This is a genomic window from Nocardia sp. CDC160 (assembly GCF_035818795.1).
Taxonomy (GTDB): domain Bacteria; phylum Actinomycetota; class Actinomycetes; order Mycobacteriales; family Mycobacteriaceae; genus Nocardia.
Map to the genome: position 1 here is coordinate 180,391 of NZ_JAYKYT010000005.1, position 26,247 is coordinate 206,637.

At 67.7% G+C, this 26,247-nt stretch carries 18 protein-coding genes; 3 read left to right on the forward strand and 15 right to left on the reverse strand.

What is annotated here, in order from left to right:
• Window positions 1-9 precede the first annotated feature (9 nt).
• The 4 genes from VMT40_RS28560 to VMT40_RS28575 are packed head-to-tail and all read right to left on the reverse strand — an operon-like array spanning window position 10 to window position 3,765.
• A complete protein-coding gene (locus tag VMT40_RS28560) occupies window positions 10-1,146 on the reverse strand; it encodes an ABC transporter ATP-binding protein (protein ID WP_326362005.1) in 1,137 nt (378 codons plus the stop codon).
• Window positions 1,147-1,155: 9 nt separating this feature from the next.
• Window positions 1,156-2,049 carry an alpha/beta hydrolase family protein gene (locus VMT40_RS28565; protein WP_326362007.1) on the reverse strand — a complete coding sequence of 298 codons (894 nt, stop codon included), beginning with the start codon at window positions 2,047-2,049 and terminating at the stop codon, window positions 1,156-1,158.
• On the reverse strand, window positions 2,049-2,570 hold the full coding sequence (locus VMT40_RS28570; protein ID WP_326362009.1) for a YiiD C-terminal domain-containing protein: 522 nt from the start codon (window positions 2,568-2,570) through the stop codon (window positions 2,049-2,051). Before VMT40_RS28570 ends, VMT40_RS28565 begins: the two co-directional genes overlap by 1 nt.
• A 34-nt stretch (window positions 2,571-2,604) precedes the next feature.
• Window positions 2,605-3,765, reverse strand: a complete 1,161-nt coding sequence (locus VMT40_RS28575; protein ID WP_326362011.1) for an acyl-CoA dehydrogenase family protein — start codon at window positions 3,763-3,765, stop codon at window positions 2,605-2,607.
• Between the two features lie 144 nt (window positions 3,766-3,909).
• Between VMT40_RS28575 and VMT40_RS28580 the strand changes: the two genes are divergently transcribed.
• Both VMT40_RS28580 and VMT40_RS28585 read left to right on the forward strand, forming a co-directional pair.
• The gene (locus tag VMT40_RS28580; RefSeq protein WP_326362013.1) at window positions 3,910-4,836 is read left to right on the forward strand and encodes a PDR/VanB family oxidoreductase; all 927 of its coding nucleotides are present in this window, start codon (window positions 3,910-3,912) and stop codon (window positions 4,834-4,836) included.
• A 40-nt stretch (window positions 4,837-4,876) separates the two neighbouring features.
• Window positions 4,877-5,566 (forward strand): hypothetical protein, encoded by a 690-nt coding sequence (locus tag VMT40_RS28585; RefSeq protein WP_326362015.1) that lies wholly within the window; start codon window positions 4,877-4,879, stop codon window positions 5,564-5,566.
• A 128-nt stretch (window positions 5,567-5,694) separates the two neighbouring features.
• Here the strand turns inward: VMT40_RS28585 and VMT40_RS28590 are convergent, their stop codons facing one another.
• The 7 genes from VMT40_RS28590 to VMT40_RS28620 form a co-directional block, all read right to left on the reverse strand.
• On the reverse strand, window positions 5,695-6,168 hold the full coding sequence (locus VMT40_RS28590) for a nuclear transport factor 2 family protein (protein ID WP_326362016.1): 474 nt from the start codon (window positions 6,166-6,168) through the stop codon (window positions 5,695-5,697).
• 116 nt (window positions 6,169-6,284) lie between these two features.
• Window positions 6,285-7,169: an alpha/beta fold hydrolase gene (locus VMT40_RS28595; protein ID WP_326362018.1), complete on the reverse strand. Its 885-nt coding sequence runs from the start codon at window positions 7,167-7,169 to the stop codon at window positions 6,285-6,287.
• Window positions 7,170-7,357: 188 nt separating this feature from the next.
• The gene (locus VMT40_RS28600; protein WP_326362019.1) at window positions 7,358-8,218 is read right to left on the reverse strand and encodes an alpha/beta fold hydrolase; all 861 of its coding nucleotides are present in this window, start codon (window positions 8,216-8,218) and stop codon (window positions 7,358-7,360) included.
• 89 nt (window positions 8,219-8,307) lie between these two features.
• Window positions 8,308-9,585: an ABC transporter permease gene (locus tag VMT40_RS28605; RefSeq protein ID WP_326362021.1), complete on the reverse strand. Its 1,278-nt coding sequence runs from the start codon at window positions 9,583-9,585 to the stop codon at window positions 8,308-8,310.
• On the reverse strand, window positions 9,586-10,716 hold the full coding sequence (locus tag VMT40_RS28610) for an ABC transporter permease (protein ID WP_326362022.1): 1,131 nt from the start codon (window positions 10,714-10,716) through the stop codon (window positions 9,586-9,588).
• Window positions 10,709-12,427 (reverse strand): ABC transporter ATP-binding protein, encoded by a 1,719-nt coding sequence (locus VMT40_RS28615; protein ID WP_326362024.1) that lies wholly within the window; start codon window positions 12,425-12,427, stop codon window positions 10,709-10,711. The genes VMT40_RS28610 and VMT40_RS28615 overlap by 8 nt, the downstream gene beginning before the upstream one ends.
• A 20-nt stretch (window positions 12,428-12,447) precedes the next feature.
• Entirely contained in the window at window positions 12,448-13,542 is a 1,095-nt protein-coding gene (locus VMT40_RS28620; RefSeq protein ID WP_326362025.1) for a BMP family lipoprotein, read from the reverse strand.
• Between the two features lie 150 nt (window positions 13,543-13,692).
• Between VMT40_RS28620 and VMT40_RS28625 the strand changes: the two genes are divergently transcribed.
• The gene (locus VMT40_RS28625; RefSeq protein ID WP_326362026.1) at window positions 13,693-14,859 is read left to right on the forward strand and encodes a serine hydrolase domain-containing protein; all 1,167 of its coding nucleotides are present in this window, start codon (window positions 13,693-13,695) and stop codon (window positions 14,857-14,859) included.
• 8 nt (window positions 14,860-14,867) lie between these two features.
• Here VMT40_RS28625 and VMT40_RS28630 read toward each other — a convergent pair whose 3' ends face one another.
• The 4 genes from VMT40_RS28630 to VMT40_RS28645 all read right to left on the reverse strand — a co-directional run bounded on the left by VMT40_RS28630 (window position 14,868) and on the right by VMT40_RS28645 (window position 26,242).
• Window positions 14,868-15,680: an amidohydrolase family protein gene (locus VMT40_RS28630; protein WP_326362028.1), complete on the reverse strand. Its 813-nt coding sequence runs from the start codon at window positions 15,678-15,680 to the stop codon at window positions 14,868-14,870.
• Window positions 15,681-15,771: 91 nt separating this feature from the next.
• A complete protein-coding gene (locus VMT40_RS28635) occupies window positions 15,772-17,334 on the reverse strand; it encodes a PfaD family polyunsaturated fatty acid/polyketide biosynthesis protein (protein ID WP_326362030.1) in 1,563 nt (520 codons plus the stop codon).
• Complete coding sequence (locus VMT40_RS28640) at window positions 17,331-19,448, reverse strand: beta-hydroxydecanoyl-ACP dehydratase (protein ID WP_326362031.1); 2,118 nt, start codon at window positions 19,446-19,448, stop codon at window positions 17,331-17,333. The genes VMT40_RS28635 and VMT40_RS28640 overlap by 4 nt, the downstream gene beginning before the upstream one ends.
• Window positions 19,445-26,242 (reverse strand): polyketide synthase, encoded by a 6,798-nt coding sequence (locus VMT40_RS28645; protein WP_326362032.1) that lies wholly within the window; start codon window positions 26,240-26,242, stop codon window positions 19,445-19,447. Before VMT40_RS28645 ends, VMT40_RS28640 begins: the two co-directional genes overlap by 4 nt.
• Between the last annotated feature and the right edge of the window lie 5 nt (window positions 26,243-26,247).

The following is a 26,247-nucleotide window of genomic DNA, read 5'->3' on the forward strand; positions in this document are numbered from 1 at the left end:
GATCGAAGTTCATGCGACCGAGGCCGCGGATCCGGCGACCTCATGCACGGCCGGGCTGGTCGAATCCGGCTCCTGCCAGGTCAGTCTCAGACCGGAGGCCGGGTCGAACAGGTGGATGTCGGCGGGGTCCGCGCGCAGGCCGATGTCCTCGCCGACCGCGACCCCGGCGGGGCGTGACGTGCGCACGCACAACTCCACGGTTCCCGCGCTGACGTGTACGAGTTCCTCGCTGCCGAGGTTCTCGACCATGGTCACGTGGCCGCGCACGGCCGACGCGGTGGGATCGATGCGCAGGCGCTCGGGGCGGATGCCCGCGAGCACCGGTGTGTGCTCGTCGGATTCGGCGGATAGACCGAGCGCGGCGTCGATGCCGTCCGCGCGCACCCGCAGCTGCCCGTCCTGCGAAACCACATCCGCTGCAAACAGATTCATCGGCGGGGAGCCGAGAAATCCGGCGACGAAGGCGGTGCGCGGCCGGTCGTAGAGTTCCTCGGGCGTGCCCACCTGTTCGACGCTGCCCGCATTGAGCAGCGCGATGCGGGTGGCCATGGTCATGGCCTCCACCTGGTCGTGGGTCACGTAGAGGAACGTGGCCCCCAATCGCCGGTGCAGCCCGATGAGTTCGGCGCGGGTGGCGCTGCGCAGCTTGGCGTCCAGGTTCGACAGCGGTTCGTCCATCAGAAACGCTCCGGGATCGCGAACCATGGCCCGCGCCAACGCGACTCGCTGCCGTTGACCGCCCGACAGCGCGGCCGGGCGACGCTCCAGCAGCGCCGACAACTCCAGCGTGCCCGCGACTTCTCCGACCCGCTGGGCGATCTCGGCACGGGAGCGGTGGCGGGCGCGCAGCGGGAAGCCGATGTTCTTGGCCACCGTCAGATGCGGGTAGAGGGCATAGCTCTGGAACACCATGGCGAGATTGCGCCGTTGCGGAGCCTCGTCGGTAATATCCTTGCCATCCAAGAGGATTCGCCCCGAGGTCGGCTCTTCCAGCCCCGCGATCATGCGCAGCAGCGTGGACTTGCCGCAGCCGCTGGGTCCGAGCAGGACCAGGAATTCACCGTCGGCGATGTCGAGGCTCACCTCGCGCACGGCATGGTCGGTGCCGAATTGTTTCGACACCGAGTCGATCTGCAGCCGGGCCACGTCTCTCCTTCAGACCGGCGCGGTGCCGGTCGTGATCCAATTCGCCACGCCGGTCGCGATGGCGGGCGCGTCCTTGACCCACAGGAAGTGGTCGCGGTTCTCGATGTCCGAGTTCTCGTCGATGTGCCACTGCGTCACCCGGGCGGCGGGCATGCGCGAAACCAGGAAGTCCACATTGGATTTCGGGCCCAGCACGTCCTCGGACAGGGAGATGACCAGCACCGGGAGCTTCATGGCGGCCAGTAGCGAGTTGTAGCGGCGCTTGGTGCCGCGCGGGCGGTAGTAGCTGGTCAGGGAGTGCACCGACCAGTCGATCATGACGCCGCCGGACATGGGGGCGGGGATGAGCACACCACCGGGCCAGCTGCCGCGCACGCGAGAGACCAGGCCGATCCACTGGATCTGGCTCAGCGCCTCCCACCAGCGGCGCGGGCCGAAGGCCCACCAGAAGACAGTGCCGGTACCGATGATGGTGATGCCCGCGATCCGCTCGGACTCCGCCGCCGAGAACAGCAGGGCGAGTTGACCGCCCAGGCTGTGACCGAACAGGTGAATGGGCGCGCCCGGGAAACGCTGCTCGACCGCGGACACGATGGCGGGCAGATCGGTTTCGATCATTTCGCGGTAGCCGAAGTCGGTGTGCTCACCCAGCGGGGGCGTCGCCTCACCGTGGGCGCGCAGATCACAGGTGGCCACCGAGAGACCCTGGGCCTGAAGCGCTTTGGCCAGGCCGAGGTAGTTCTTCGCCTTCATCGCCATGGCGGGCAGGATGAGCACGACGGGCGCGTCGGCCCGCTCGGCGGGTAGGAACCGCACCGTGAAAGCGATGCCCTCGGCGGGCTCGACCCGCACCGACTCCAAAGTGCTGAATTCCGAACGGGATTCCGGTGTCGCGGTGGTCATCACGCCTCGGTTCCGGCGATGGTCACATCGCATACGTAGTCGAAGGTGAACTTGGCGACCACCACGTCGTTGTCGTCGAGCAGGGACGCCTTGCCCGACAGTTCGAAGCGCGCGGACTCGGTGGCGGCGAGAATCACGGCCAGCTCGGGGCCGTCGACGGTCGCGATCGCTCGGATACGACCCAGGGCCGGTTTGCGATACGAGGCGGTGCCGCCGCGCAGCACCAACCGCTCGACCGTGTACAGCTTTTCGGCGGCCGCGCCCACGAAGGCCGCGGCACCGGCGATATCGGCGGCGGTGAACAGCGCGCCCGCGTGCACGGTGCCCATGTGGTTGCGCACCTGGTCGATGGCCGGGATCTCGACCACGGCCCGCTCCGGGCTGATCTCGGTGACGAGCGTGCCGACGTGGCCGCCGAACGGCACCAGCGCCTGCGAGACCGCGCGCAGGTATTCGTAGTCGATCGCGTTGTAGTCCAATTCCGGGTAGGCGGCGGCGAATCCGGCCAACGTTCGGGTCATGTCGTTCCCTTCTGATTCGGCGTTCGGCGGGTGTTCAGCGGGGTCCACGCAGTACGCGGCGGGCGATCGACCAGCGCAACACTTCCGACGGGCCCTCGTAGATGCGGAATGCCCTGGCCTCCACCAGGAATCGAGCCACCAGGTGGTCCTCGCACACGCCCAGACCGCCATGCAGCTGCACAGCGCGGTCGAGGACGCGCCAGACTGCCTCGGAAACAAAGGTTTTGGCGACCGAGGTCTCGTGGCGGGCCTGCGGTGAGGCCGGTCCGTGGCTGTCGATGGTCTCGGCGACCGAGCGCACCAGGCTGCGGGCGGCGGCGATATCGATCTCGTTGTCGGCGACCAGGCCCTGGGCGATGCCGTGCTCGGCGATCGGGACGCCGAAAGCCGAACGGTGCGTGATGTGTTCGACAGTGAGCTCCTGAGCGCGCACCGCCAGACCCAGCCAGTTCATGCAGAACACCAGGCGGGAGGGGGCCAGGCGCACCTGGGCGAGTTCGAGGCCGCGGCCGACCTCGCCGAGGACCGCGGCGTCGGAGACCTCGCAGTCGACGAATTCGACCTCGCAGTGGCCGCCGGGGGCGCTGGTGTGGTCCAGGGTCGGCATGCGGCGACCCACCCGCAGGCCCGGATTGTCCTGATCGACCAGGAACATGGTCGGGCCGTCGGCGGTCATGGCCACGCAGATGGTGAAGGCCGCGCCGTTCGCGCCGGTGGTGAAGTGCTTGGCCCCGTTGATGACCCAGCCGTCGTCGGTCTCCTGGGCATTGGTGCGCAGCATGCGCGGGTCCGAGCCCGCGCCGGGGGCCGGTTCGGTCAGCGCGATGGCCGAACGCACCTCGCCCGACGCGAGGGGTGCGAGATACCGTTGCTTTTGCTCCTCATTGGCGACGTGCGCGAGCAGGTGGATATTGCCGTCGTCGGGGGCCCAGGCATTGACCGCGAGCGGGCCGAGCAGGCTCGCGCCCGCGGCCTCGAGCACCTGCGCCTGTCCGCGGGTGTCCAAACCCAGTCCGCCGTAGCGCGGATCGGACAGCGGGCCGAAGACTCCGGCCTCCTTGGCCTTCTTCTGCAGGTCCAGTCGCAGCGCGTCGTCGGTGACGCGGCCACCGGCCACCACCTCGCGCTCCACCGGGTACACGTGCTCGGTCACGAATGCTCTGGTCCGTTCGACCAGTTCCGCCACAGCGCTCATGGGGCCAGTGTCGAACGGGGGCCGTGTACACGGGCGGGGCGATTGTCAATGCCTATCGGTCGAATCGTCTCGGGCAACCGCCACGCGATCGACACGCCCGCTCTACCAGGGTGGTGCTCGACACCGACTCCACGAGGGGATGCGATGAGCGAGCTGACGGTCCTGGTGACCGACCGGCGCGAGGTGGCCGAGGGCGTCTTCGCGCTCGAGCTGACCGCGGCCGACGCCGGTGCGCTGCCGCCGTGGACGCCCGGCGCGCACATCGACGTGCACGCGGGAACCGTTGGGGTCCGACAGTACTCGCTGTGCGGGGATCCCGCCGACGAGCGGCGCTGGCGCATCGCGATCCTGCACGAACCGGCGGGGCGCGGCGGGTCCGATCATTTGCACCGGACGGCGTTGCCCGGCACCTCACTGCGGGTGTCGTTGCCGCGCAACAACTTCGAGCTGGTGCCCAATGACGAGTACCTGTTCGTGGCGGGCGGGATCGGGATCACGCCGATCCTGCCCATGCTCGCGGCGGCCGAACGGTCCGGGGCGCGGTGGAGTCTGCACTACGGTGCGCGCACCCGCGGACATCTGTCCTTCACCGACGAACTGTCCCGCTACTCGTCGGTGAATCTGTTGGCGCAGAACGAATCCGGACTGCTGCCGATCGCGGAGCTGCTCGCCGACACCACCGCCGCCGTGTACTGCTGCGGGCCCGCTCCGCTGCTCGACGCCGTCGAGGCCGAGGGCGCGCGACGCGGAATCGCCGTGCACACAGAGCGATTCACGCCCCGGCGCATCGACAATGCCGTCGATCGCGCATTCCAGGTCCGGCTCGCGCACAGTGGTCAGGTGCTGTCGGTCGCGGCGGACCGGTCGATCGTCGACGTCCTCGAAGGCGCGGGCGTCGCGATCGTCACCTCCTGCCGCGAGGGGACCTGCGGCAGCTGCGAGACCACCTTCCTCGAAGGCGAAGTCCAGCACCGGGATTCGGTGCTGACCGCCGACGAACGCGCCCACGGCAGGACCCTGATGCCCTGCGTGTCCCGGGCGCTCTCCGACGTTCTCGTGCTCGACCTGTGAGCACGGGACGCACCAACAAACCACACGCAGAGAGAAAAAGATGAGGAAAACTGCTGCGGCGTCCGCGCTGCTCGCGGCCGGACTGTGCATCAGCGCAGGCATCACCACCGGCACCGCCGAGGCGGACACCCCCGCCGCCCTGAACTACACGGCGACCAGCACCGGCACCACCACGGTCATTCGCACCGACGCGGGCTCCATGACCGTCGAAAACGGCGTCTTCAAAATCAAAGCCGCCGACGGCACCGTACTCGCCGGAACCGAACTGTCCTTCCGCGTAGACGATTTCGTCTTCCCCATCACCGCCGACATCTCCAACCACACCGCCACCCTGACCCCCCAATTCGACGAGGCCCACGCCGTCTACCAACCGATCGCCCTCCCCTACGAGGACCAGGCCCCCTGGAAAACCCAGTACGACCGCGAACAGGCCGCCTGGGGCCGCATGCGCGACACCATCTCCGTAGGCGCCACCATCGGCACCCTCGTCGGCGGCCTCGGCGGCGCAGCCCTCGGCTGCCTCGCAGGCGCCACCGTAGGCCTAGCCCTCACCGGCGCCCTGGCCACCCTCTTCGGCGCAGGCCCCCTCGCAGGCTGCATAGCCGGTGCCGCCGCCGTAGGCTTCCTCGGCACCATAGCCGGTCAACTCTTCGTAACAGCCCCAGTAGCCATAGCCGCCGCCATCCAATACTTCACCACAATCAACCAGCCCTTCACCCCCGCCAAATAGGCGGCCCCAAACCCGGCGACCCTCTCGCCCGGGGGACAGAGACCTCGTCCGGACCACCAACCCGGACGAGGTCTTCCCCAACCTCCCACCGCCCTCGCTATCCGGTCCGGTCAGCGCGACCAGCGGCATTATCGGGCGTCGGCTTGGTCGTGGGAGTGCTCGACGGGGTGGTTGTCGAATGCCTGGGCCACCGCGAGGCTGTCTTCGTAGACGTGGTGGCGGGTGATGAGACCGTCTTCGACGGTGAGGTGGAGGGCGAAGCGGGAACGGTAGGGCCGTTTGGTGCTGCGGGCGGTTTGGCGAATTTCGTCCAGTATCACCGCGTCTGGGCCGTCGATCAGGATGCGTTCGATGACGGTGCCTACCTCGTCGGGAAGATGATGTCGGGCGATCGCGCGATAGTGGTCGGCGACGTCGGTGCGGGTGGAACGGTGCTGGATCCATGGAGTGGCGGGTCGGCCGTGCTCGGTGTCCGGCCAGTTCAGTTTCCAGTCGCTGACCGGGGCATACAGAGCTGCGATGGCATCGGGGTCACCGGCGCCGATCCGGCTCAGCAGTTCCTCGACAACAGGACGGATGGTGCTGCCCGCAAGATCACTCATGACCGCCATCCTGGCCACGCCGACGCACCGTGTCGATTACCTCAGACGTAATGGCGCCCACCACCGGTCAAGACGATCCCGGAATCGGCGAGTGCTCGCACATCGGCTCGCGCGCTTCACGTCGCCAGCGATGTGGTGCCGGTGTGTTCGGCGAGAAGTCTTGCCAGTGCCTCGGGCGCGCTGACGTGTGGGCAGTGCCCTGTGCGCATCTCGACCGCTCGCACACCGAGCCGATGCGCGGCGGCCTCCACGCACCAATTCGGGATGAGGGTGCGGTCGAGGGCGGCCGCGATGTAGAGCGAAGGAATCTCAGGTGTCAGCGAGACCGGATGCGCGTAGGCGTAGCCGGGAACGAACAGCCGCAAGGTGCCGAGAGCCCATTGTTGCGTCCGGGGATCGCAGTCGTGGAAGAGGAAGTGCAGTGCCGCTTCGTGATCGGTAACGGGATCGACGCCGATCCAATCAGGATGGAATATCGGGGCCGGTGACTGGCGTATTTCCTCTAGGAGGGCGTGCTCTCCGTCAGGAATCATCGCCGCGACCCAAACCTGTAGTGCCGCATCGAGTTCGCGTGCGACGGCAGGCAGGATCAACCCAGCACCGGAGTGCGCCACCACGACCGATCCTCGCGGAACATCAGCGCTCGCTGCGATCGTGCGGGCGTATTCCTGCGGCGTGGTCTGCGTACTGCTGTCGAGCTCGACGGCACGGATCGTGTGCCCAGCGGCAGTCAGCGATCGAGCCACCCGGTCCCAACCCCGCGGGCCTTGAGTAGTGCCATGAATGAGGACAAAACAGGTCACGATGGCCTCCGATCCGTCGCCCCGCGTCACCCCATACTTATGACCGGACCCCCTATACAGCAAGGACTTCCAGCAAACGAAATGCACGAAAATCGGCAGATCAGTGCGTTCGCCGACCGGGTCCACGCGCGTCCCGAACCGAGCGATCAGCGACATGAGCGTGCGCTGCCCGCGAGAGATGAGCCTGAAGTTGATCATGGGCCAAAACCTGCACTATGGCCGCTGAATTGGCAGGAAACTGTCTTCCAATAGCGATCTGTGCACGAATAGGCCCATGGTCCCAAACTCGGCAAGAGCGCGCGTTACGCCCGAGGTGCCGCGGAGTCGTCGGACGATCTTGTCGCGGCAGAAGAGTTTGTTGCCAATGGCTTTCGGCGGCAGTCGGGTCAATCGTGTTCTGCGGTGTGGGAGTTGTTGGGCTGTTGGTTGTTTGTGCCGATGAAGGAGATGACGTCGTGGGCGAATTGTTTGTGTTTGACGACGCCTTGGTGGCCGGTTCCTGGGTAGATGGTCAACTGTGCGTGCGGGATTCGGTCTGCTGTTCGACGGAAGGTGTCGACGGGGTAGAAGGCGTCACGTTCTCCGCCGAGCACGAGAGTGGGGGCGGTGATCTCGTCCAAGCGGTCGCTGACGTCGAATGAATCTTCGGCGTGGAGGAATGCTGCGGTGTCGGTGGGGTTTTCGGGTCGAGCCAGGGGGTCGGCTAGCCAGAGGATTGCGGCGGCTAGGCGGGCCAGGGGGCGTGATCGGACCATGACCGGTGCGGTGTGGTGCAGGGCACGGCGTCCTGCCGCGACCGCGTTCGCATAGTTCATCTGAGCGCGTTTGGCCGTCGTGGGCAAGGTGTCGCCGGAGGAGGCGATAACCAGGGTCCGCACTGCATCTGGGTGGTCGGCGGCGAGTTGGAGCGCTACCGAGCCTCCGGAGGAGACTCCCAGTACGTTGACGGCGGTGCCGAACTCGGTACGGATTGCCTCGGCGTGTTGGGTGGCGATTTCGGCCATGGTGGTGCCCATTGCCATGCCCGGTGCGCGCCCCACCGCATAGATGCGGAAGTGACGGGCGAGTGGTGTCAGGGTTCTGATCTCCGAGGTGCGTTGCCAGCCGGTCGGGTTGGCGTGGTTGGGGGTGAACCATCGCAGGAACACGAGCGGCTGTCCGGATCCGAGTGCGAGGTAGGGCAGCCCGTGAGCGAGAGTGCCTTCGCTGACGTCGAATTCGGTGCCCCGACTTGCAGTTCCAATCATGAACCCATGGTGTCGGCCCGCGAGACCGCAGTCGAAGACCCGTTATTTATCAGTACTAGAAGCATGGGTGATGAGTCAGGGTCAGGGACCTATTCGGGTGTGTAGGGCTCGCCGTCGGCCTTGGGTGGGCGGGTTTGGGCTACGGCACCTGCGACGGCGATTACCGTCAGGAGGTAGGGGGTCATTTGCAGGACTTCGGTGGGGATGGGGGTTGCGAGGACTTGGAGTTGGCCCTGTAGGGCCTTGGTGAAGCCGAAGAATAGTGCGGCGCAGGTGGATCCGAGCGGGTGCCAGCGGCCCATGATCAGGGCGGCCAGGGCGATGAAGCCGTTGCCTGCCGTCATTTCCTTGGTGAAGCCGCCGGTGGATCCGATCGTGAAGTACGCGCCGCCCAGTCCGGCGACCACGCCCGCCGCGAGCACCGCTTGGTAGCGGATGCGCAGGACATTGATGCCGACGGTCGCGGCGGCGCGGGGATGTTCGCCGACGGCTCGCACGCGCAGGCCCCAGGTGGTGCGGTACAGCACGAAGGTGATCAGGGCTACGAGGACGACCATGGCGTACACCAGGGCGGTCTGATCGAAGATCGTTGGTCCGATGATCGGGATCGAGGACAAGACCGGGACGGCGATGGGTTGGATGGTGCCCGGTGTGTTGAAGCGGGCCGAGCCGTCGGGGAGCGCGGTGAGCTGGTCGAACAGGAAGCCGGTGATACCGGTGGCGAGCACGACCAGGACCACGCCGAGCACGATCTGATTGACCAGATAGCGAATCGAGAAGACGGCGAGCAGCCAGGCCACGAATACACCGGCCACCAGCGCGGCCGCCACACCGACGAGGAAGCTGCCGCTCACCGTCGCGATGATGGCCGCGGCGAACGCCCCGGCCAGGAGTTGGCCCTCGATGGCGATATTGATGACTCCCGCGCGTTCGCATAGCACCCCCGCCAGCGCACCCAGAATCAGCGGGGTCGAAAGTGCCAGTGTGCCTTGAATCTGGTTGGTGAGCGGGAACAGCTTGCCCGAGGCCGCCCAACAGATGAAGGTCATCACGAAGGCGCAGCCGAATAGACAGAAGGCGGCGACCGCCCATCGCCCGGACAGACCACGCCACAGCTGGAATGCCGCGATCACCAGCGTGATCGCGGCCGCCACCGCCGCGGCCGGTCGCGCGGACAGGCGCAGATCGCCGGGGCCGTTGGAACCCGGTGCGGCCAACCGGAAGTCGACCGTCCCGGCGGCGGTGAGCACCGCCAGCACCACCGCGGTGATCGCGAGGATCAGCAGCAGGATGCCCAGGCGCAGCCGTCGACGCCGATGCTCGGGCGACTCCAGGTGCCGAGCGACATCGGAAGCGGTGGTTGCCATTCAGTTCCACCCTTTCGCCAGCACGGCCTGCGCACCCTCGGCCCGGATCCGGAAGACGGTGCGCACCAGGGCCGGTGCCGCCACCAACAGGACGATCACGGCCTGCAGGACAGTCACCAGGGTGAGCGGGGTGCCGGTGGCCGCCTGCATCTCGTTTCCGCCGGAATGCAGGGCACCGAAAAGCAGTGCCGCGCAGACTGTTCCGACGGGTGTGCCACGGCCGAGCAGGGCGACGGTGATGCCGTCGAAGCCGAAGGATCCGGCGATGCCGTTCGTCAGGGGCAGATCGGTGCCGAGCACCTGCTGTGTTCCGGCCAATCCGGCGAGGCCGCCCGCGATCAGCATGGCCAGGACATAGGCCCGGTCGATCGGAATCCCTGCGGTGCGCGCCGCGTCGTGATTGGCGCCGACGGCGCGCAAGCGGAAGCCCAGTGTTGATCTCGACAGCAGCCACCACACGAAAACCGCCGCGAGCAGGGCGACGAACAAGCCGAAATGCAGTCGGGTGCCGCCGAATCGGGGGAACTGCGCGGTGGTGTCGACGATCGGGCTGATCGGCTCGTGCCGTCCGGGCCGCTGCAGTGAGTGCGTGGTGAGCAGCCAGGTGAGCGCGTACAGCGCGACGTAGTTGCCCATGATGGTGACAATGACTTCGTGAGTACCACTGCGCGCCTTGAGAATTCCGGCGATGCCGCCCCACACCGCCCCGCCGACGACACCGGCCGCCAGTGCCGCCAGCACATGAATTCCGGCGGGCAGGTGCACCGCGAAACCCACCCATCCCGCAGCCAGCGCTCCGGCGATGAGCTGACCCTGCGCACCAATATTGAACAGGCCGGTGCGGAAGGCCAAGGTGACCGACAACCCCGTGCAAATCAAGGGTGTTGCCGCGACCAAGGTCTCGGCAAGCTGATGCCAACCGCCGAACGCTCCCAGAAACAGCGCCCGGTAGGTGTCGCTCACCGCATGGGCGGCCGCCGAGAAGGTATCGATCGGCCGCGCCAGGAAATACCCGAACGCCGAGGTCACAGCGGGGGTGCTGACGATGATGAGGATCGCGCCGACCAGCAGTGCCAACAGGACGGCCAGGATACTGACGGTCAGCTCGCGCAACCACTTTCGCTCAACCATCGCCGCCTCCGGCAGGGTCCACCGGTCCGCCTCCGGCCGGGTCCGCGGGCGCACCTCCGGCCGGGTCCGCCGGTGCGCCTCCCGCCGCGTCCGCCGGTGCACCTCCCGCCGCGTCCGCCGGTGCACCTCCCGCCGCGTCCGCCGGTGCACCTCCCGCCGCGTCCGCCGGTGCACCTCCCGCCGCGTCCGCCGGTGCAGCTCCGGCCGTATCCGCGGGTGCGCCTCCGGCCATCATCAGCCCCAGCCGATCCCGCGGGGTATCGGGGCCGACGACGCCGACAATGCGTCCGCGATACATCACGATGATGCGGTCGGACAGCGCGTAGATCTCGTCCAATTCGGTGGACACGATCAGGACGGCCGTGCCCTGATCTCGTTCCCGGACAAGGCGATTGTGCACGAACTCGATCGATCCGACATCCAGGCCGCGAGTCGGCTGCCCCGCGATGAGCACACGCAGCGGCCGGGACAGCTCTCGCGCCAGCACCACCTTCTGCTGATTGCCCCCGGACAGCGCCTGCACCTGCTCGGCCGGTGACCGGCCGCGAATGTCGAACTCCGCCATGCGATATACGGCATTGCGCTGCACCGCGTTCGGTGAAAGTACGCCGTGCCGGGAGAATTCGGGACGGTCGATCAGATCCAGGACGAGGTTCTCGGCAATGCTGAACACACCGATGAAGCCGTCGTGCGAACGATCCTCGGGCACATAGCCGATTCCGGCGTCCAGATGTCGGCGCGGCGAACGACCCACCAACTCCTGCCCGCCCACCGTGATCGAGCCGCGCACCGGTGCCCGCAGGCCGACCAGCGCACCGATCAGCTCGGACTGGCCGTTGCCCGCCACCCCCGCCACACCGACGATTTCGCCGCCGTCGACGCGGAAGGACATGTCGTCCACCTGCACCATGCCGTCGACGCCGGTGAGCGTGAGACCCTCGACGACGAGTGCCGGGCGCGTCGGTGGGGCGGCCGTCTTGGCGACGACGAGTTCCACCGAACGCCCCACCATCAGTTCGGCGAGCTGGGTTTCGGCGGTGTCCGGTCCGACGGTGCCGACCACCCTGCCCCGGCGGATGACGGTGATCCGGTCGGCGATCCGCCGGACCTCCTTCAGCTTGTGCGAGATGAAGATGATCGACGTGCCGGTCGCGGCGATGGCGCGCAGCACCGCGATCAGCTCGTCGATCTCCTGCGGGGTGAGCACCGCGGTCGGTTCGTCGAGAATCAGCACTTCGACGTCATTGGCCAGCGCCTTGAGGATCTCCACCCGCTGCTTCTCGCCCACCGACAGGTCCGACACCAGCGCATCCGGATCCACCGGCAGGCCGTAACGCCGGGATAGTTCACGCACCTGCCGCCGCGCCGCGCCGCGGTCGAGCACGGCCCAGCCGGTGGTCGGCTCCCGGCCCAGCATGAGATTCTCCGCGACGGTGAAGACGGGCACCAGCATGAAATGCTGGTGCACCATGCCGATTCCGGCGGCGATCGCCGCCGCGGGCGAGCGGCACACGAAGGGCTCTCCGTCGAGCAGCACCTCACCGGAATCCGGCTGTGAGAGCCCGTAGAGCATATTCATCAACGTGGTCTTGCCCGCGCCGTTCTCGCCCAGCAGACAATGGATTTCACCCGGCTCGACGATCAGGTCGATGCTGTCGTTGGCGACGAAGTCACCGAATCTTTTGGTGAGCGAGCGTAATTCGAGCCGCATCTCCGCCTCCGAGTCACAACCTACTTGGCCGCGGGCTGCGCCTTCGACGCGATAGTGACCTTCCCGCTCGCCAAATCCGCTGTCAACGCCGTGATTTCACTCTTCAGATCGGCGGGTACGGCGGCGTCGAACTCATGGTAGGGCGCCAACCCGACACCCTTGTTGGCCAGCGTGCCGACGTAGGTGGTGTTGGTGAAGGCCTTGTTGAAGGCGTCGGTGACCGCCTTCGTCACGGCGACATCCATCGCCTTCTGCACGCTGGACAGCAGGACCGAACAATACTCCGCGGCGCTCACGCACCCGTCGGTGTCGACCCAGATCGCGGTGACCTTGCCACCGGAGGACTTGGCGGCCTCCAGCGCACCCAGCCCGGCCGGGCCCGCGACCGGCATCAGAATGTCGGCACCCTGGCTGATCAGGTCGTTCGCCTTGGTCTTGGCGGTGTTCTTGTCCTGGAAGTCGTTGGTGACCACACCCTGTTGGGTGGCCTCGTCCCAGCCGAGCAACTGGACCTGCTTGCCCTTCTGCTTGTTGTAGTAGGCGACGCCTTCGGCGAATCCGTCCATGAAGATGGCCACGGTCGGAATGTTGATCCCGCCGAAGGTGCCGACCTTGCCGGTCTTCGTCATGCCCGCCGCCAGGTATCCGGCCAGGAACGAGGGCTGCGCGGAATTGAAGGTCAGCCCTTGCAGATTCGGCAGCGGCGGGAACTTCTGCGGATCGGTGTAGGAGTAGTCGACGATCGCGAAGTCGATGGTCGGATTCGCCTTGGCCGCCGCATAAGTGACATCGCCCTGTTTGAAGCCGATGGTCACGATGATGCTGCACTTCTGCCGGACCATCGTATCGATATTGGTGGGATAGTCGTTGTCCGACTTGGACTCCAGCTGAGACTTCGAAATCCCGAGTGCCGCAACAGCATCGGTGATGCCTTTATAGGAGGTCTGGTTGAACGACTTGTCGTCGAACCCGCCGGAATCCGACACTATGCAGGCCTTGAAGTCCTTGGCCCCCGAGCCTCCCGATTTTCCCTGATCTCCCGGTGGCGACCCGCAGGCCCCGAGGGTCAGCGCGAGCACGCTCGCGGCAGTGAGAGTACGCAACCGTCTGCCCATGGTGAGCTCCTAGACGCAAGATCCGTCGAGCCGATCTGACGATCTTGCCGCAGCAGGCCCGAAAATGTGCCCGTTTCGGGGTGATCCCCCAGGGCGATTCCGGGTGTTGCCGGATCGCTTTCGACCGGGTCCCGGCAATAGCGTCGGATCATGATCTCGACGCCGCGACGCGTGGCCCTCGCCCTCGGTCTCGTCACTATGCTGTTCGCCGGGGTCGCCTGCGCTAAATCCGATCCCGACTCCGGGGTGGCCGAGCAGTTGCGCCGCGATGTGGACGCGATTCACGCGCTAGGGATCAGCGGTGTCCAGGCACGCGTGATCCGGCCAGACGGTGCGGAATCTGTTGTGACCGCGGGCACTTCCGATCTGACATCCGGCGCTCCGGTCGACCCTGACGGCTATTTCCGCATGGCCAGCACCTCGAAGACATTGATCGCCACCGTGATCCTGCAATTGGCAGCCGAAGGCAAGCTGTCCCTCGAGGACAGCGTCGAACACTGGCTGCCGAACATGGTGCACGGCAACGGGAATGACGGCAATGCGATCACCGTCCGCCAGCTTCTCCAGCACACCAGCGGCATTCACAACGACCTGCCCGGATACACGACAGCGCAGGAGTACGTCGAGCAACGCTACGACACCTACACCCCCGAGCAACTGGTGGCCCGCGCCATGTCCCACGCACCGGACTTCGCACCCGGCCAGGGCTGGGAGTACGCCAATACCGGCTACACCCTCCTCACGATGATCATCGAAAAGGCCACCGGCCGCCCATCTCACGAGGAGATCGAAACCCGCATCCTGCACCCCCTCGCACTCGACCACACCCGCTGGCTGGGCACCTCGTCCACGCTCCCCGCCCCACATACCAAGGCCTACCAACTCTTCGGCCCCGATTCCAAAGTCGATGTCACCGACCAGATCCCGATCGACCCCGAAACCCTCTCCTGGGTCACCACCACCCACGACGAAAACATCTTCTTCCGAGCCCTCCTCTCCGGCCGCCTCCTCCCCGCCCCGCAACTCGCCGCCATGCGAGACACCGTCCCCGTCAGCGCCGACCTCGAACAACTCTGGCCCAACGGCAAATACGGCCTCGGCCTAGCCGAACGCCCCCTCCCCTGCGGCGGCACCTACTGGTCCCACGAGGGCGGCGACGGCGGCTACATCACCCTCAACGGCGTCACCCCCGACGGCACCCGCAGCGCAGTAGTCTCAATGTCCGAGGCAATGGGCGACACCCCGGATCACATTCGCGCTCAGGAATCCGCCGCCACCACTCTCATCACCGACGCCCTCTGCCCACCGGCGTCCTGATTCGACGGCTACAGGGCGAAGACTCGGCGAGCGTTGCCGTCCAGGTAGAGGTCGCGGGTTTCGGCGTCCAGGTCGAGAGAGTCGAGGCCGTCGAGGGCGTGTTGGGGGAAGATCATGGGGTAGTTGGTGCCGAAGAGGACCTTGTGGCGGCCGGTTCCGGTTTTCAGGTAGGAGATCAGTTCCTGGGGTAGGCGTTTGGTGGTGTAGGCGGAGGTGTCGATGACCACGTTGGGGTGTTTGCGGGCGACTGCGATCATTTCTTCGGTCCAGGGGTAGCCGATGTGGCCGCAGACGATGGTTAGGTCGGGGAAGTCCAGGGCTATCTGGTCGATGTATGGGATGGGGCGGCCGGGTTCGGAGGGGCGGAGGGGGCCGGTGTGGCCTACCTGGGTGCAGAAGGGGATGCCGAGGTCTACGCAGGCGGCGTAGAGGGGGTAGAAGCGGCGGTCGGTGGGTGGGGTTTCCCAGAGCCAGGGCAGGACTCGGAGGGCTTTGAATCCTTGGTCGCGGACTCGGTGGCGGATTTCGCGGACCGCGTCCATGGGGCGGCGGAGGTCTACCGAGGCGATTCCGGAGAAGCGGTCGGGGGCTTCGGAAACCCATTCCGCTACTTCGTCATTGGAGATCAGGACGCCCTCGGGGGCGGTCCAGGCGGAGAGGAGGGCGTGGTCGACGCCCGCCGCGTCCATGGCGGCGAGCGTTGATTTCAGGGGGATGTCGCCGGTGGGGATTTCCGTGCCGGACCAGCGGCGCAGGGACGCGAACATGTCGTGGGCGAGGAAACGGGGGGTGGGGTGTTGGGCCCAGGCGTCGACGGTCATCTGCGCGTGCTCCTTCGCGTGGCGAGCGGCCGTGTCCCATCATGCCGGGACGGGTACCGGCATGATGGGCGATCGGATCAATGCGACGCTGTCAGCCCGCCAAGGGGCGCGGCAGGTAGCGTCCGACCGCGGCCGGGAGCCGCACACCGGCCGAGCGCAGCTGCGCGACCCTGGTGAGATAGGCCGCGCCGGTCATGATCTGGTTCGCGATCTCGGCGACCGTGCGATTGCCGGGCGCGGCCAGACGACTGCCCGCCACCCACGAGTTGAAGGCACCCATGGCGGGGCCGCACCAGATCTGATAGTCGGCAACGCGTTCGGCGTCGCCGCGAATGCTCCAGCCCGAGGACAAGCCCAGATACCAGCGGAAGATGAGGGCCATTCGCGCCTTCGGGTCATGCTCGGCCGAAACCAGCTGGGCCGGATCGCGTTCGGTGAAGAAGGCGACGCAATCCTGCCAGACGGTGGCCAGCGGGCGACGGAACAGCTTGGCTTCCAAGTCCTTCCGCACTTCCGCCGGTAGCGCCTCGATCCCGTCGTAGGCGCGGTAGAGCTCGTAGAGACGCTGCGCGCGGGTGGCGAACATGCTGCCGCGCCGCAGCACCTGCACCTGTACGCCCATTTCGAACATGTCGGAGGACGGTGCCATGACGCAGTCGGCGAACTCCGCGGTGGCCAGGAGTGCCTTCGTGGCGTCGCATTGGGCCGCCTCGCGGGCGGACTGGTTGATCGACCCGGTCACAATGTAGGCCGCACCCATGGCGAAGGCACCGGCCGCGGCATCGGGGGTGCCGATGCCACCGGCCGCACCGACCCGCACCGCCGCCGCGGCGGGCACGGTGCGTGCGATGCGGTCCCGGGTGGCCAGCAGTTCTGGCAGCAGCACCACCAGTGGGCGACGGTCGGTGTGACCACCCGAATCCGCTTCGGCGGTAATGTCATCCGCCATGGGAACCCGCGCCGTCAACTCGGCTTGCGCGGCGGTCAGGCGGCCGTCGGCGACCAGCTGATTCAACAGCCGTGCCGGTGCGGGCCGCAGGAACAATTCGGCCACCTCGGTGCGAGACACCTTGGCGATCACGCGATTCCGGATCTCGACGCCGCCGTTGCGGTCCATCGCGAGCCCCGCCGCCCGATAGCGCACCACCTCGGCGGTGAGATCCATGAACGCCGAGGCCTCCACGCAACGCACCTCATGACGCAGGCAGGCATCCACAATCGCCCGTTCCAACGCCGGTTCGGAGGGGCTGTGAATCAGATTGCAGGCGAAGGGCTTTCCCGCGAGTCGCCGGGAGATCTCGCCCAGTGCGGCATCAACCACCGCCGGTGTCACTCCCGCCGCACCATAGCTGGCCAGGTATCCCGCCTCCGACAAGGCGATCACCAATGCGGGCGAGGCGATACCGTTCGCCATCGCACCGGCCGCGTACGCCGCCCGCACACCATGTGCCGCGCGGAAAGCGCTGTCTCCCAACTGTTCCACTGGAAGCGGCGGCACCGCTGCCAGAACTTGTCCCTGCGCCGCCAGCACCGGATCGGACGTCGCCCCGACCGCGCCCTCGGACCTGACGATCCAGCACGGTCGGTGCAGATCGAGCAGGACTTCGGCGATATCGGCACTGTCGATGGCCAAAGGTGAACGGATGGCGGTCATTCCGACGCCTTTCGATCGGCGAGCTCGACCGCGAGGTCGATGAGTTCATAGATGCGCAGCCCGGGCTTCCACAGCGACCCGTCCACGACCACGGTCGCCCCGTGCCCGTCACGGCGCACCGACTTGATGTGCGCCTCCAATTCGACGGTCCCGTCGGTGGGCAGGAACTGCCCCCGGTACCGCCAGCTGAAGGCGATCCCGGCCGGAATCCGGAACGCCGGATCCGCCATGCCGTCGGCGAAACCCGAGTCCAGCATCCACTCCTGCACGGCGTGAATGACCGACTCGACACCCAGCGAGCCTGGAATCACCGGGTCCAGATGGAAATGCCTGGCGAAGAACCAGTCCTCCGGGTCGATCGTGCGCAGCGAATGCAGGTATCCCGCACCGTAATTCCCACCCTCGTCCACGACCTCGACGCGGTCGATGAGGGCCAGCTTGCGCCGCGAGCACGCCCGGGCGGCCGGATCGGCGCGGCGGGCCGCCACATCGATGACGCGGGTGGCCGCCTCCGGGTGCGCGGTGAGCCAGCTCGGCACGGATCGTCCGGCGTCGAGCCCGGTCTGGTTGCCCAGGGCCTGGTCGCTGAAGTAGCCGAACATGGTTTCGCCCTGGTAGAACGGCTGGCCGTCCACGCTCAGGGTGTAGTCGAAGGTTTGCAGTGACGAGCCTGGCAGGATGGTGGTCGACAGCAGGCGCGAGGATTGCTGAATCGTCTTGTCTCGCAGATCGATCTGCCGCAACACCGTGGCTGTGCCGCCTAGATTGCGCAGGCTCAACGTGGTGCCCGGCTGTGTCAGGGTCGGCCCGGCGTAATAGCCCATGAGCAGCGCAGCCTGCAGCGAGGTCTCCATGTACACGAAGTGCGGCATGGAATCGTTGGCCGTGTCCCCGTAGTACCAGGAGTCGGCGGGCGAGTCGTATTCGGTGTCATACGAGGCGGATTCGAGATTCCCACGCGCACCGTCGAACCGCAGCACCCGGTCCACCAGCAGCAGCCCGCCGGTGGGCAATCGGGTCGCCCGCACCCCGGTGTACGGCGCGAATTCCGGACCCATGGCGATGGCTTGATCACCACGCGCCAGATGGGCCATATGGAACTCGTTGAGCAGCAACCCCGGTGCGGCCTCGCCGGGCCCGACGCCCGCCCCGGCCCGCTCGGCCACCATCACGGTGACCACGACAGCCTCGGCCACACCGTCGAGGCGCGCCGTCGCTTGCAGGAACGGACGCGGCACCACATCGAGCCGATCGACGACGAGTTCCACGGCACCGGAAGCGGTTCCGACCGAGGCATCCCCCACTCCGCCCGTCAGCGTGCTGCCCGACAGACACAGCGGCATCCCAGTGAAGACGGCGAAGACTTCGGCGGCCTGCAATGCCGCGGCACGCGGATCGCCCTCGAACCGCGCCACGACCCGGCCATTGCCGATACCGCCGTACAACTCGATCGAACTCACCTCAGTGAGAACCAGCGGCGTGGAAGCCGCCAGCCGAGCAGCCACCTCCACCCCGTCGCGCCGATGCGAGCCACCGAACACACTTTCCATCTCCGCGACCGTGAGCATCTCCAGCGCGTCCCGGTCCAACCCCACCACCGTCGTGCGGGCCAGTGGCTTGAACGCCCCCTCTGCGGCATGGAATCGCCGCTGCGCCGAACGCTCGCTCGCCGCAGGCGACTTCGGCGTGGCGATAGGACCGGCCACGTGGTCTCTCCCGACCTCGTCCGCGCCAATCAGGAGCGCGGGAACTTCCGCCTCGACCGCCGCGCGCCCGCGCGCCCGCCGCCATATCTCCCGCTGTAGCGCGGTCTGGGCCGTCAGAGCCGCCCGGTGCGCCTCGACGACGCCCGCACGGATCTGGGCGATCGCCTCGGCCGCGACCGGGTGCACCGCCGCTTCCGGGTCGGTAGGCCGCGCCCGTGCAGCCGACCGTGCCACGAGACGCGTGCTCGCACCTTCGGATCCCGCTGCCGGGTAGGTCGATTCATTGGCCAGCCGCTCCGATTCGCGCACCGGAGGCAGCGGGTTGGGAGCCGTAGTGGGCGGTTCGGGCGTGGGTTGTTCCATGCCCAGGGGGTTGAAGGGGATGCCGTCGAAGTCGAGAGTTGTCATGCTGTCCACCGCCTCACCGAGGTTCGGAACTTCTCTGTCAGGTCGGGTGTCGTGAGGACGGTGATGTCCGAGAAACGTTGCAGCACTGTGCCGTCGGTGGACAGCGCCGTCGCGTCGATCAGGGCCTCCATGCGAGTGGCACGAGGGTTGTCGACGATCACCAGGAAGGGCGAGGTCGTGGGTAGTGGCTGGAAGTAGTCGACTCGGCCGATGCCCAGGGGCAGGCAGGCCGCACCCAGAAGGCGGTGGCCGAGTACCGGCGGACATTGCAGAATCAGGTCGGCGAGGACCGGGTCGTGCAGTCGGCTCGCGAATGCGCCGTGCGCCACCGGGTTTGCGGCGAGCTCGCATTCGAAGGCGATGGACGCATCGCCTTCGGCGCGGATCGTGCGCAGACCCTGCAGGGCCGGGGCGTGGAATTGGATCGCGTCGCGGTAGATCCGCTCGGCACTCTCGCCGGTGCCGTGCGGGAGCTGGATCGGCGCGGCCGGAAGCGGCGAGGCTTCGGGTGCGTCGGACAGCAGCAGGGTGGCGCGGAATCGAGCGGCGGAGTCGGCGATGACCGTCGCGCGCAGCGCCGTGCGGCCGTCCACCGGATCCGCGGGGTCGAGCTCGAACTCCAGGGTGGTCACAGGATGGTCGAAGACCAACCCTTTGAGCACCTGGAAGTCCCGCGCTCCCACCACGATTCGTCCCGGGTGGGTGCGCTCGGCCAGATTCACGATTGCGCCCAACCCGAAGGTGGCCGGGAGCACGATGTGCTCGCCGATTCGATGCGCCGCGATCACCGGCTCCTGCACCAGCCCGGCAATCCCGCGCCGGGCTCGCACCGGCACCGTGGGGGTGTCGGCCGTCGAAAGCGCGGTGGCGGCACCGACCAACAGGATCGGCTCCGGCCGCCGCGCCTCTGTGAACTGTGCGGTGAACGCGGCCGCCCCGGCGGCGGGTGCCAGCAGCGGCACGCCGCGCGCCGCGAAGTGTTCGCGCAGTGCGGGTGTCACCATGCCGCCATCCCACGCGCCCCAGTCGAGCGCGGTCACTCGGCGCTCGGGATCACGCGCACCCCAGCTGACCGCGAAGCGTCCCAAAGCCTCATTGGCCGCCGCGTAATCGGCCTGCCCGGTATTGCCGAACAGTCCGGCCACCGAGGTGAACAGAATCAAGTGTCGCGGCTCGCCCGCCGCCGCGAGCACTGCGGCCAGTCCGGTCAGCTTCGGCCCGAACACTCGACCGATCGACTCGGCCGTCTTATCCGGAATCAAGGAGTCCGCCAGTACTCCCGCGCCGTGCACGACTCCGGTGAGCTGGGCGGCCTTGCGCCAGGGGGCCAGCGCCTCGGCCAGTGCGGCGGCGTCGGTTGCGTCAACCGCGAGGTAGTCGGCTCGGTTGCCGAGTTCGGCCAGGGTTCGGCGGATTTCGCGGACCGCGCGGACATTCGCGCAGGCGCTGTCGATCTCGCGGGGGGTGACGCCGATTCCGGCAAGTGCGCGCACCGCGGCCGGTTTGAGGTCGGAATCGGCCACGTTAGCGGCCCACTCCGGGTCCTCGGTCAGCTCGGTGCGGCCCAGGAGGACGAAGCGGCACTTGGTGTGTCGTGCGAGTTCGAGAATGCAGGTCGCCGTGATGCCGCGCGCACCGCCCGTCACCACGAGAGTGTCGGTTTCGGTGAGTAGCGAGTCGCCGAAATCTGTTCCCGCACGGATTATATCGATGTTTCGCGCCACGCCGTGTCGGCTCGGCACCGGTGTGCGGCGGGCACCGGTGGCGTCGATGCCGACCTCGAGGGTGTCGAGGGCGGCGTCGCACAGCTCCTCGAGCACCAGCTCGGCCAGTCGGTGCGGCAGGATCGCCGGATCGATATCGAGGGCGCGACAGAACAGCGAGGGCTGCTCGGCGGCAAGGGTTTTCACCAGGCCACCCAGTCCGCCCAGAAGAGCCGAGACCGGTTCGGCCTTACCACGGAAACCGAGGTGGCCATCGAGCCGGGTAATGGTCGCGAACCCAGCTCGTCCCTCGGCGGCCCGCAGTCGGGGCACAACTTGACCGGCGAGAAGGATCACGTCGGTCAGAATGCCTTGCGCCTGCGCCCATTCGGTCGCCACACCGGCGACCACCACACAGACATCCACCGGCCCGGACCCGGATACCCCGTCGGGCCCGGAGACCCGCCGCACCGACCAACTCCGGTCCCGCAGCAGCTCTTCTAGCGCCTCGCAATCGGTTTCGCCCGAATCGTCCAAACACACCACTAGGGCGTGCCCGGCCGCCCGATACGGGTCCACCGCCGGATCGATCGGAGCCAGCTCGACGAGTTCCACCACATGCCGCGGCGTTTCGGCCGCGGCCTCAGCTTTTGGGTGAACATCACCCCCGGCCAGCTCGCCCACGATCTGATCCAGCGTCCGAAGCGTTCCGAGCTGCTCCGGCCCCAGCACCGGTAGATCCGGAAAACGTTCCTGCAGCGCACCGATCACCTGCACCCGCTTGATCGAATCGACCCCCAGATCCGCCTCCAGATCCATGGTCGGATCAACCATCTCCACCGGATACCCGGTCTTCTCCGCCACCACCTCCCGCAGCGCCCGCCGCAGCATCTCAGCGGAGGTGCCAGGGGTACCTTCCGCTCCGGCCACAGCCTCGACCCCGCCCACGGTTTCGACCGCGATCAGAGCGTTGGTCCCGATCAAAGCGTTGTCCCCGGACGCTTTCGCATCGGCACCACCCTGCGCCGCCGTATTCGCCTCCGCAGCAGTGCTATCCGCTCCGCTCACGACGCGTTCACCGCCAGCCGAGCCAACCAGCTCCTCCGCAACCTGATCCAAGGTCCGCAGCGTCCCCAACTGCTCGGGCCCAAGCACCGGCAACTCCGGGAACCGCTCCTGCAGCGCACCGATCACCTGCACCCGCTTGATCGAATCGACCCCTAGATCCGCTTCCAGATCCATGGTGGTGTCGACCATCTCCACCGGATACCCGGTCTTTTCCGCCACCACCTCGCGCAATGCCTGGCGCACCGCTTCGGCCGACAGCGCAGCCGAGCTACCGACGGCCGCCTCATCCTGCGACTCGGACGAGGCCGTATCCGCCTCGGATGCGAAGCCATTGCCCGACACCGCGGTCTCGGTGTCCGCCGCAAAGCCATTGCCGGACACTGCGGTCGCAACTCCGGGCACCTGTGGTGTACCGGATACCGGCGTGTTGAGAGCAGTGGCGCCCGTGCCTTCGGGGGCGGCGGCCAGAGCCTGCGTGGACGCGGCGTGGTCGTGCGGCAGGCCGGTGGGTGCCGTGGCGATCGGGTCCGACTCGACGTAGACCCGACTCGGGCGCAGCTGGCCGCCCCCTTCCAGCGCCGCCAGCTGCGCGACGACATCCCCGGCGCGCGAGTGGCTTTCGCTGATCGCGAGCCCATGATCCTTGACGGCCTCGATGGCGCGCACCAGCATCTCGTCGACCTGCCCGTGCCGCAACGCCCCGGCCAGGTCACGTGCCAGCTCGAGCTGCCCGTCCAGGTAATGGCGATGCGTGTTCAGATGCTGCACCAGCGCGCTGTCCAGGGCGTCCGGCGAGGGAATGCGGTACTGCGGTTCCGCGGTCACAGATTTCTCCAAAGTGCTGGGAGGGACGGACAGGTCGCCCCGGCCGGATTTGGGGACGGGATTGGGCAGGCGGCCGTAGCCACCGTTTGAGCCGGGTGAGGCTGCCGCGCCCGGCGCGGTACCGCCCGCGTTGGACACGACCGCCATCGCTGAGGGCACCGGCGCGACAACGGCACCCGCGTGTGGACCGTGGCCGCCGTACTCGGCGAAGGCATTCGGAGTGCCCGACGCGGCAGCTCTGGCCACCGACACGGACGTTCCCGCCGAGCTCGCCGCGGCATCGGCCGGGGTGAGGCCACCGTTGGTCGGCTGGGCCGCGGTGACAGCGACGGTCGCGGAGGTTTCGGGCCCAGCCGAGGTCATCCCGACAACGGGCGCGAGATTCACGCGGTAACCGTCGGACAAGGCCGCGGCATAGGCCGCGCGGCGGGTTTCGGGGACGTACTCCGGGGCCGAGATCTTCACGGTCATGGCCGGTTTGCGGGTGGGGGCCGACGGCTCCGGTGCGCTGTAGCGGTTGATTCCGCGAATGTCGAAACCCAGGACCGCGAGGCGGACGGCGGCGCGTTTGAGGGTGAGGTCGCCGTTGCCGATGGGGCCGGAGTCGGTGGGGATGGCGATTACCTCGTCGCCGAAGGTGCGGCGGACCAAGGAGGTGAGGACCTGTTTGGGGCCGAATTCTACGAAGACGGTGCAGCCGTTGGCGCGCATAGCGGTCAGGGCGGCGTGGAATTCGACGGGGTTGCTCAGTTGGGCGGTGAGGGTGGCGCGGTTGGTTTCGGGGTCGTCGCCGTAGGACGCGCCTTGGGTGTTGGCGTAGACGCGCGCGTTGGGCGCGCCGATGGTCACCTTGGCCACCGCCGCACCGAACGTCTCCACCGCGTGGCCCACGTACGGGGTGTGGAAGGCGCCGGAGACCGGCAGGGCCCTGGTGGCCCAGCCTTTCTCGGTGAAGCGCTCGGTGGCCGCTTCGATACCGGCGGTGCCGCCGCCGACAACCACCTGATCGGGCGCGTTGTGGTTGCAGATCCAGACATCGTCGATGCCTTCGAGCGCCCCTTCGACATCCTCGCGGGCCGCGCCCACCGCGACCATGGTGCCCGCCTCGACCCCCTCGGGCACGGTCATGGCCGCACCCCGGGCTCGGGCGAGGGTGTAGAAGTCCTCGGTGCTGATCGCACCGGATGCCCACAGCGCGGTGAGTTCACCGAAGCTGTGGCCCAGGTAGCCGTCCGCGTGGAAACCGAACTCACGCAATACCGCGAACTGCCCCGCCGACAGCGCGCCGATGGCGGGCTGCGCGAATTCGGTGCGCCGCAGGGTGTTCTCCTGCTCGGAGCGCGTTTCCTCGTCGAAGGCGGGTGGCGGGAACACGACGGCGCCGAGTCGGGTCGCGGCCCCGGCGAAGGCGGCATTGGCGGCGTCGAAGGCCGCACCGACCGGCGGATTGTTCAGCGCCGCAGCGGATCCCATATCAACGTACTGGCTGCCCTGCCCGGCGAACAGCGCGCCGACCTTACGCTCGGGCAGCGCGGCGGCGCGGAAGTAGACACCCTCGGGGTGATCCCAGTGCGCCGCTTCGGGATTGCGAGTCAGCTCCTCCACGACCAGCTCGCGCAGATCCGCCACGGCGTCCTCGTCCAGCGAGACGAAGCCGACCCGGGCATGCGCCTCGGGGATTTCACCGCCGTCGCCGCCCTCGGTGTCCCGCACGGCCGCGATCAGCGCCGCCACATCCGGCGCGTGCCAAATGTGCGCCCGCGGAGTCCGATGCAGCAGCTCCCCCCGCACACCGTCGGCCTCTTCCAGCACCACATGAAAGTTGGTGCCGCCAAACCCCATTGCCGAAGCGGCCGCCCGGCGCACGGGCCGCGCCGGATCCAGGATCCACGGCCGAGTCCGCGAGTTCACATAGAACGGCGCTGCCTCGGAAGCGATTTCGGCATTGGGCGCATCGACATTGATCGTCCCCGGCAACACCTTCTGATGCAGCGCCAACGCCAATTTCATGATGCTGGCCGTCCCCGCCGCACCCTTGGTGTGCCCGATCTGCGACTTCACACTGCCCAGCGCCGCGAACCGAGGCTCCGAACTAGCCTCGGACAGCAGCCCTTTCAGCGCGGTCAGCTCGGTCTTGTCCCCGACCGCGGTCCCGGTGGCATGCGCTTCGATGAGCTCCACATCGGCGGGCGAGCAGTCAGCGTCCACGTAAGCGCGATCCAGAGCCAGCCGCTGCCCCTTCGCGACCGGCGCGTAAATGCTCTTGGCCCGCCCGTCACTCGACGACCCGAGCCCGCGAATCACCGCGTACACCCGGTTCCCGTCCCGCCGCGCGTCCTCGAGCCGCCGCAGCGCCAGCATCGAAATGCCCTCGCCCAGTAGCGTTCCGTCGGCCCCGGCCCCGAACGGGCTGATCCGCCCGCTGTGCGAGAGCGCACCCACCTTGCTGAAGCACATGTAGATGAAGATGGTGTTCTCGGTGTCCACGCCACCGGTGATCATCATGTCGGCCCGGCCGTCCCGCAGCTCCGCGATGGCCGTGCGGATCGCCGCCAGCGAGGCCGCGCACGCCGCGTCCACGGTGCAGTTCATGCCGCCCAGCCCGAGCCGGTTGGCCACCCGACCGGCCACCACATTGGCGAGCAGACCCGGGAACGAGTTCTCTTCCCACGGTGCGAAAGCCGCCGCGTACCGAGCGGCAATGGCCCGCGCGTCCGCCTCGGACAGCCCGACCGAGCGCGCCGCCTCCGCCAGCACCGGCGTGGACAGCCGCGCCGCGAGCGGATGCATGAGCGGCACCGGCCCGGTGGTCCCCAGCACCACGCCGGTGCGCGCCGGGTCGTACCAGCCCGACCCGGTCGCGCCCGCGTCGACCAGCAGATCGCGCGCCACACCCAGGCTGAGCGTCTGCATGGTGCTGGTGACCTCGAGCTGATTGGGCGGGAGCCCGAACTCGAGCGGATCGAAATCCACGTCCGGCACGAAAGCGCCACGGCGCGAATAGGTTTTATCGGGAGTGGCCGGATCCTGGTCGTAGTAGTCGTCCAGGCTCCAGCGGGAGGCGGGTACCTCCTCGGTGCAGTCCACGCCGTCGACGATGTTCTGCCAGTACTCTCGATGGTTGCGTGCCTTGGGCAGCAGGCCCGACATCCCGACAATGGCTATCGGGTCGCGTGCCAGGCGTCTGTCGTCCGTCACGAAGA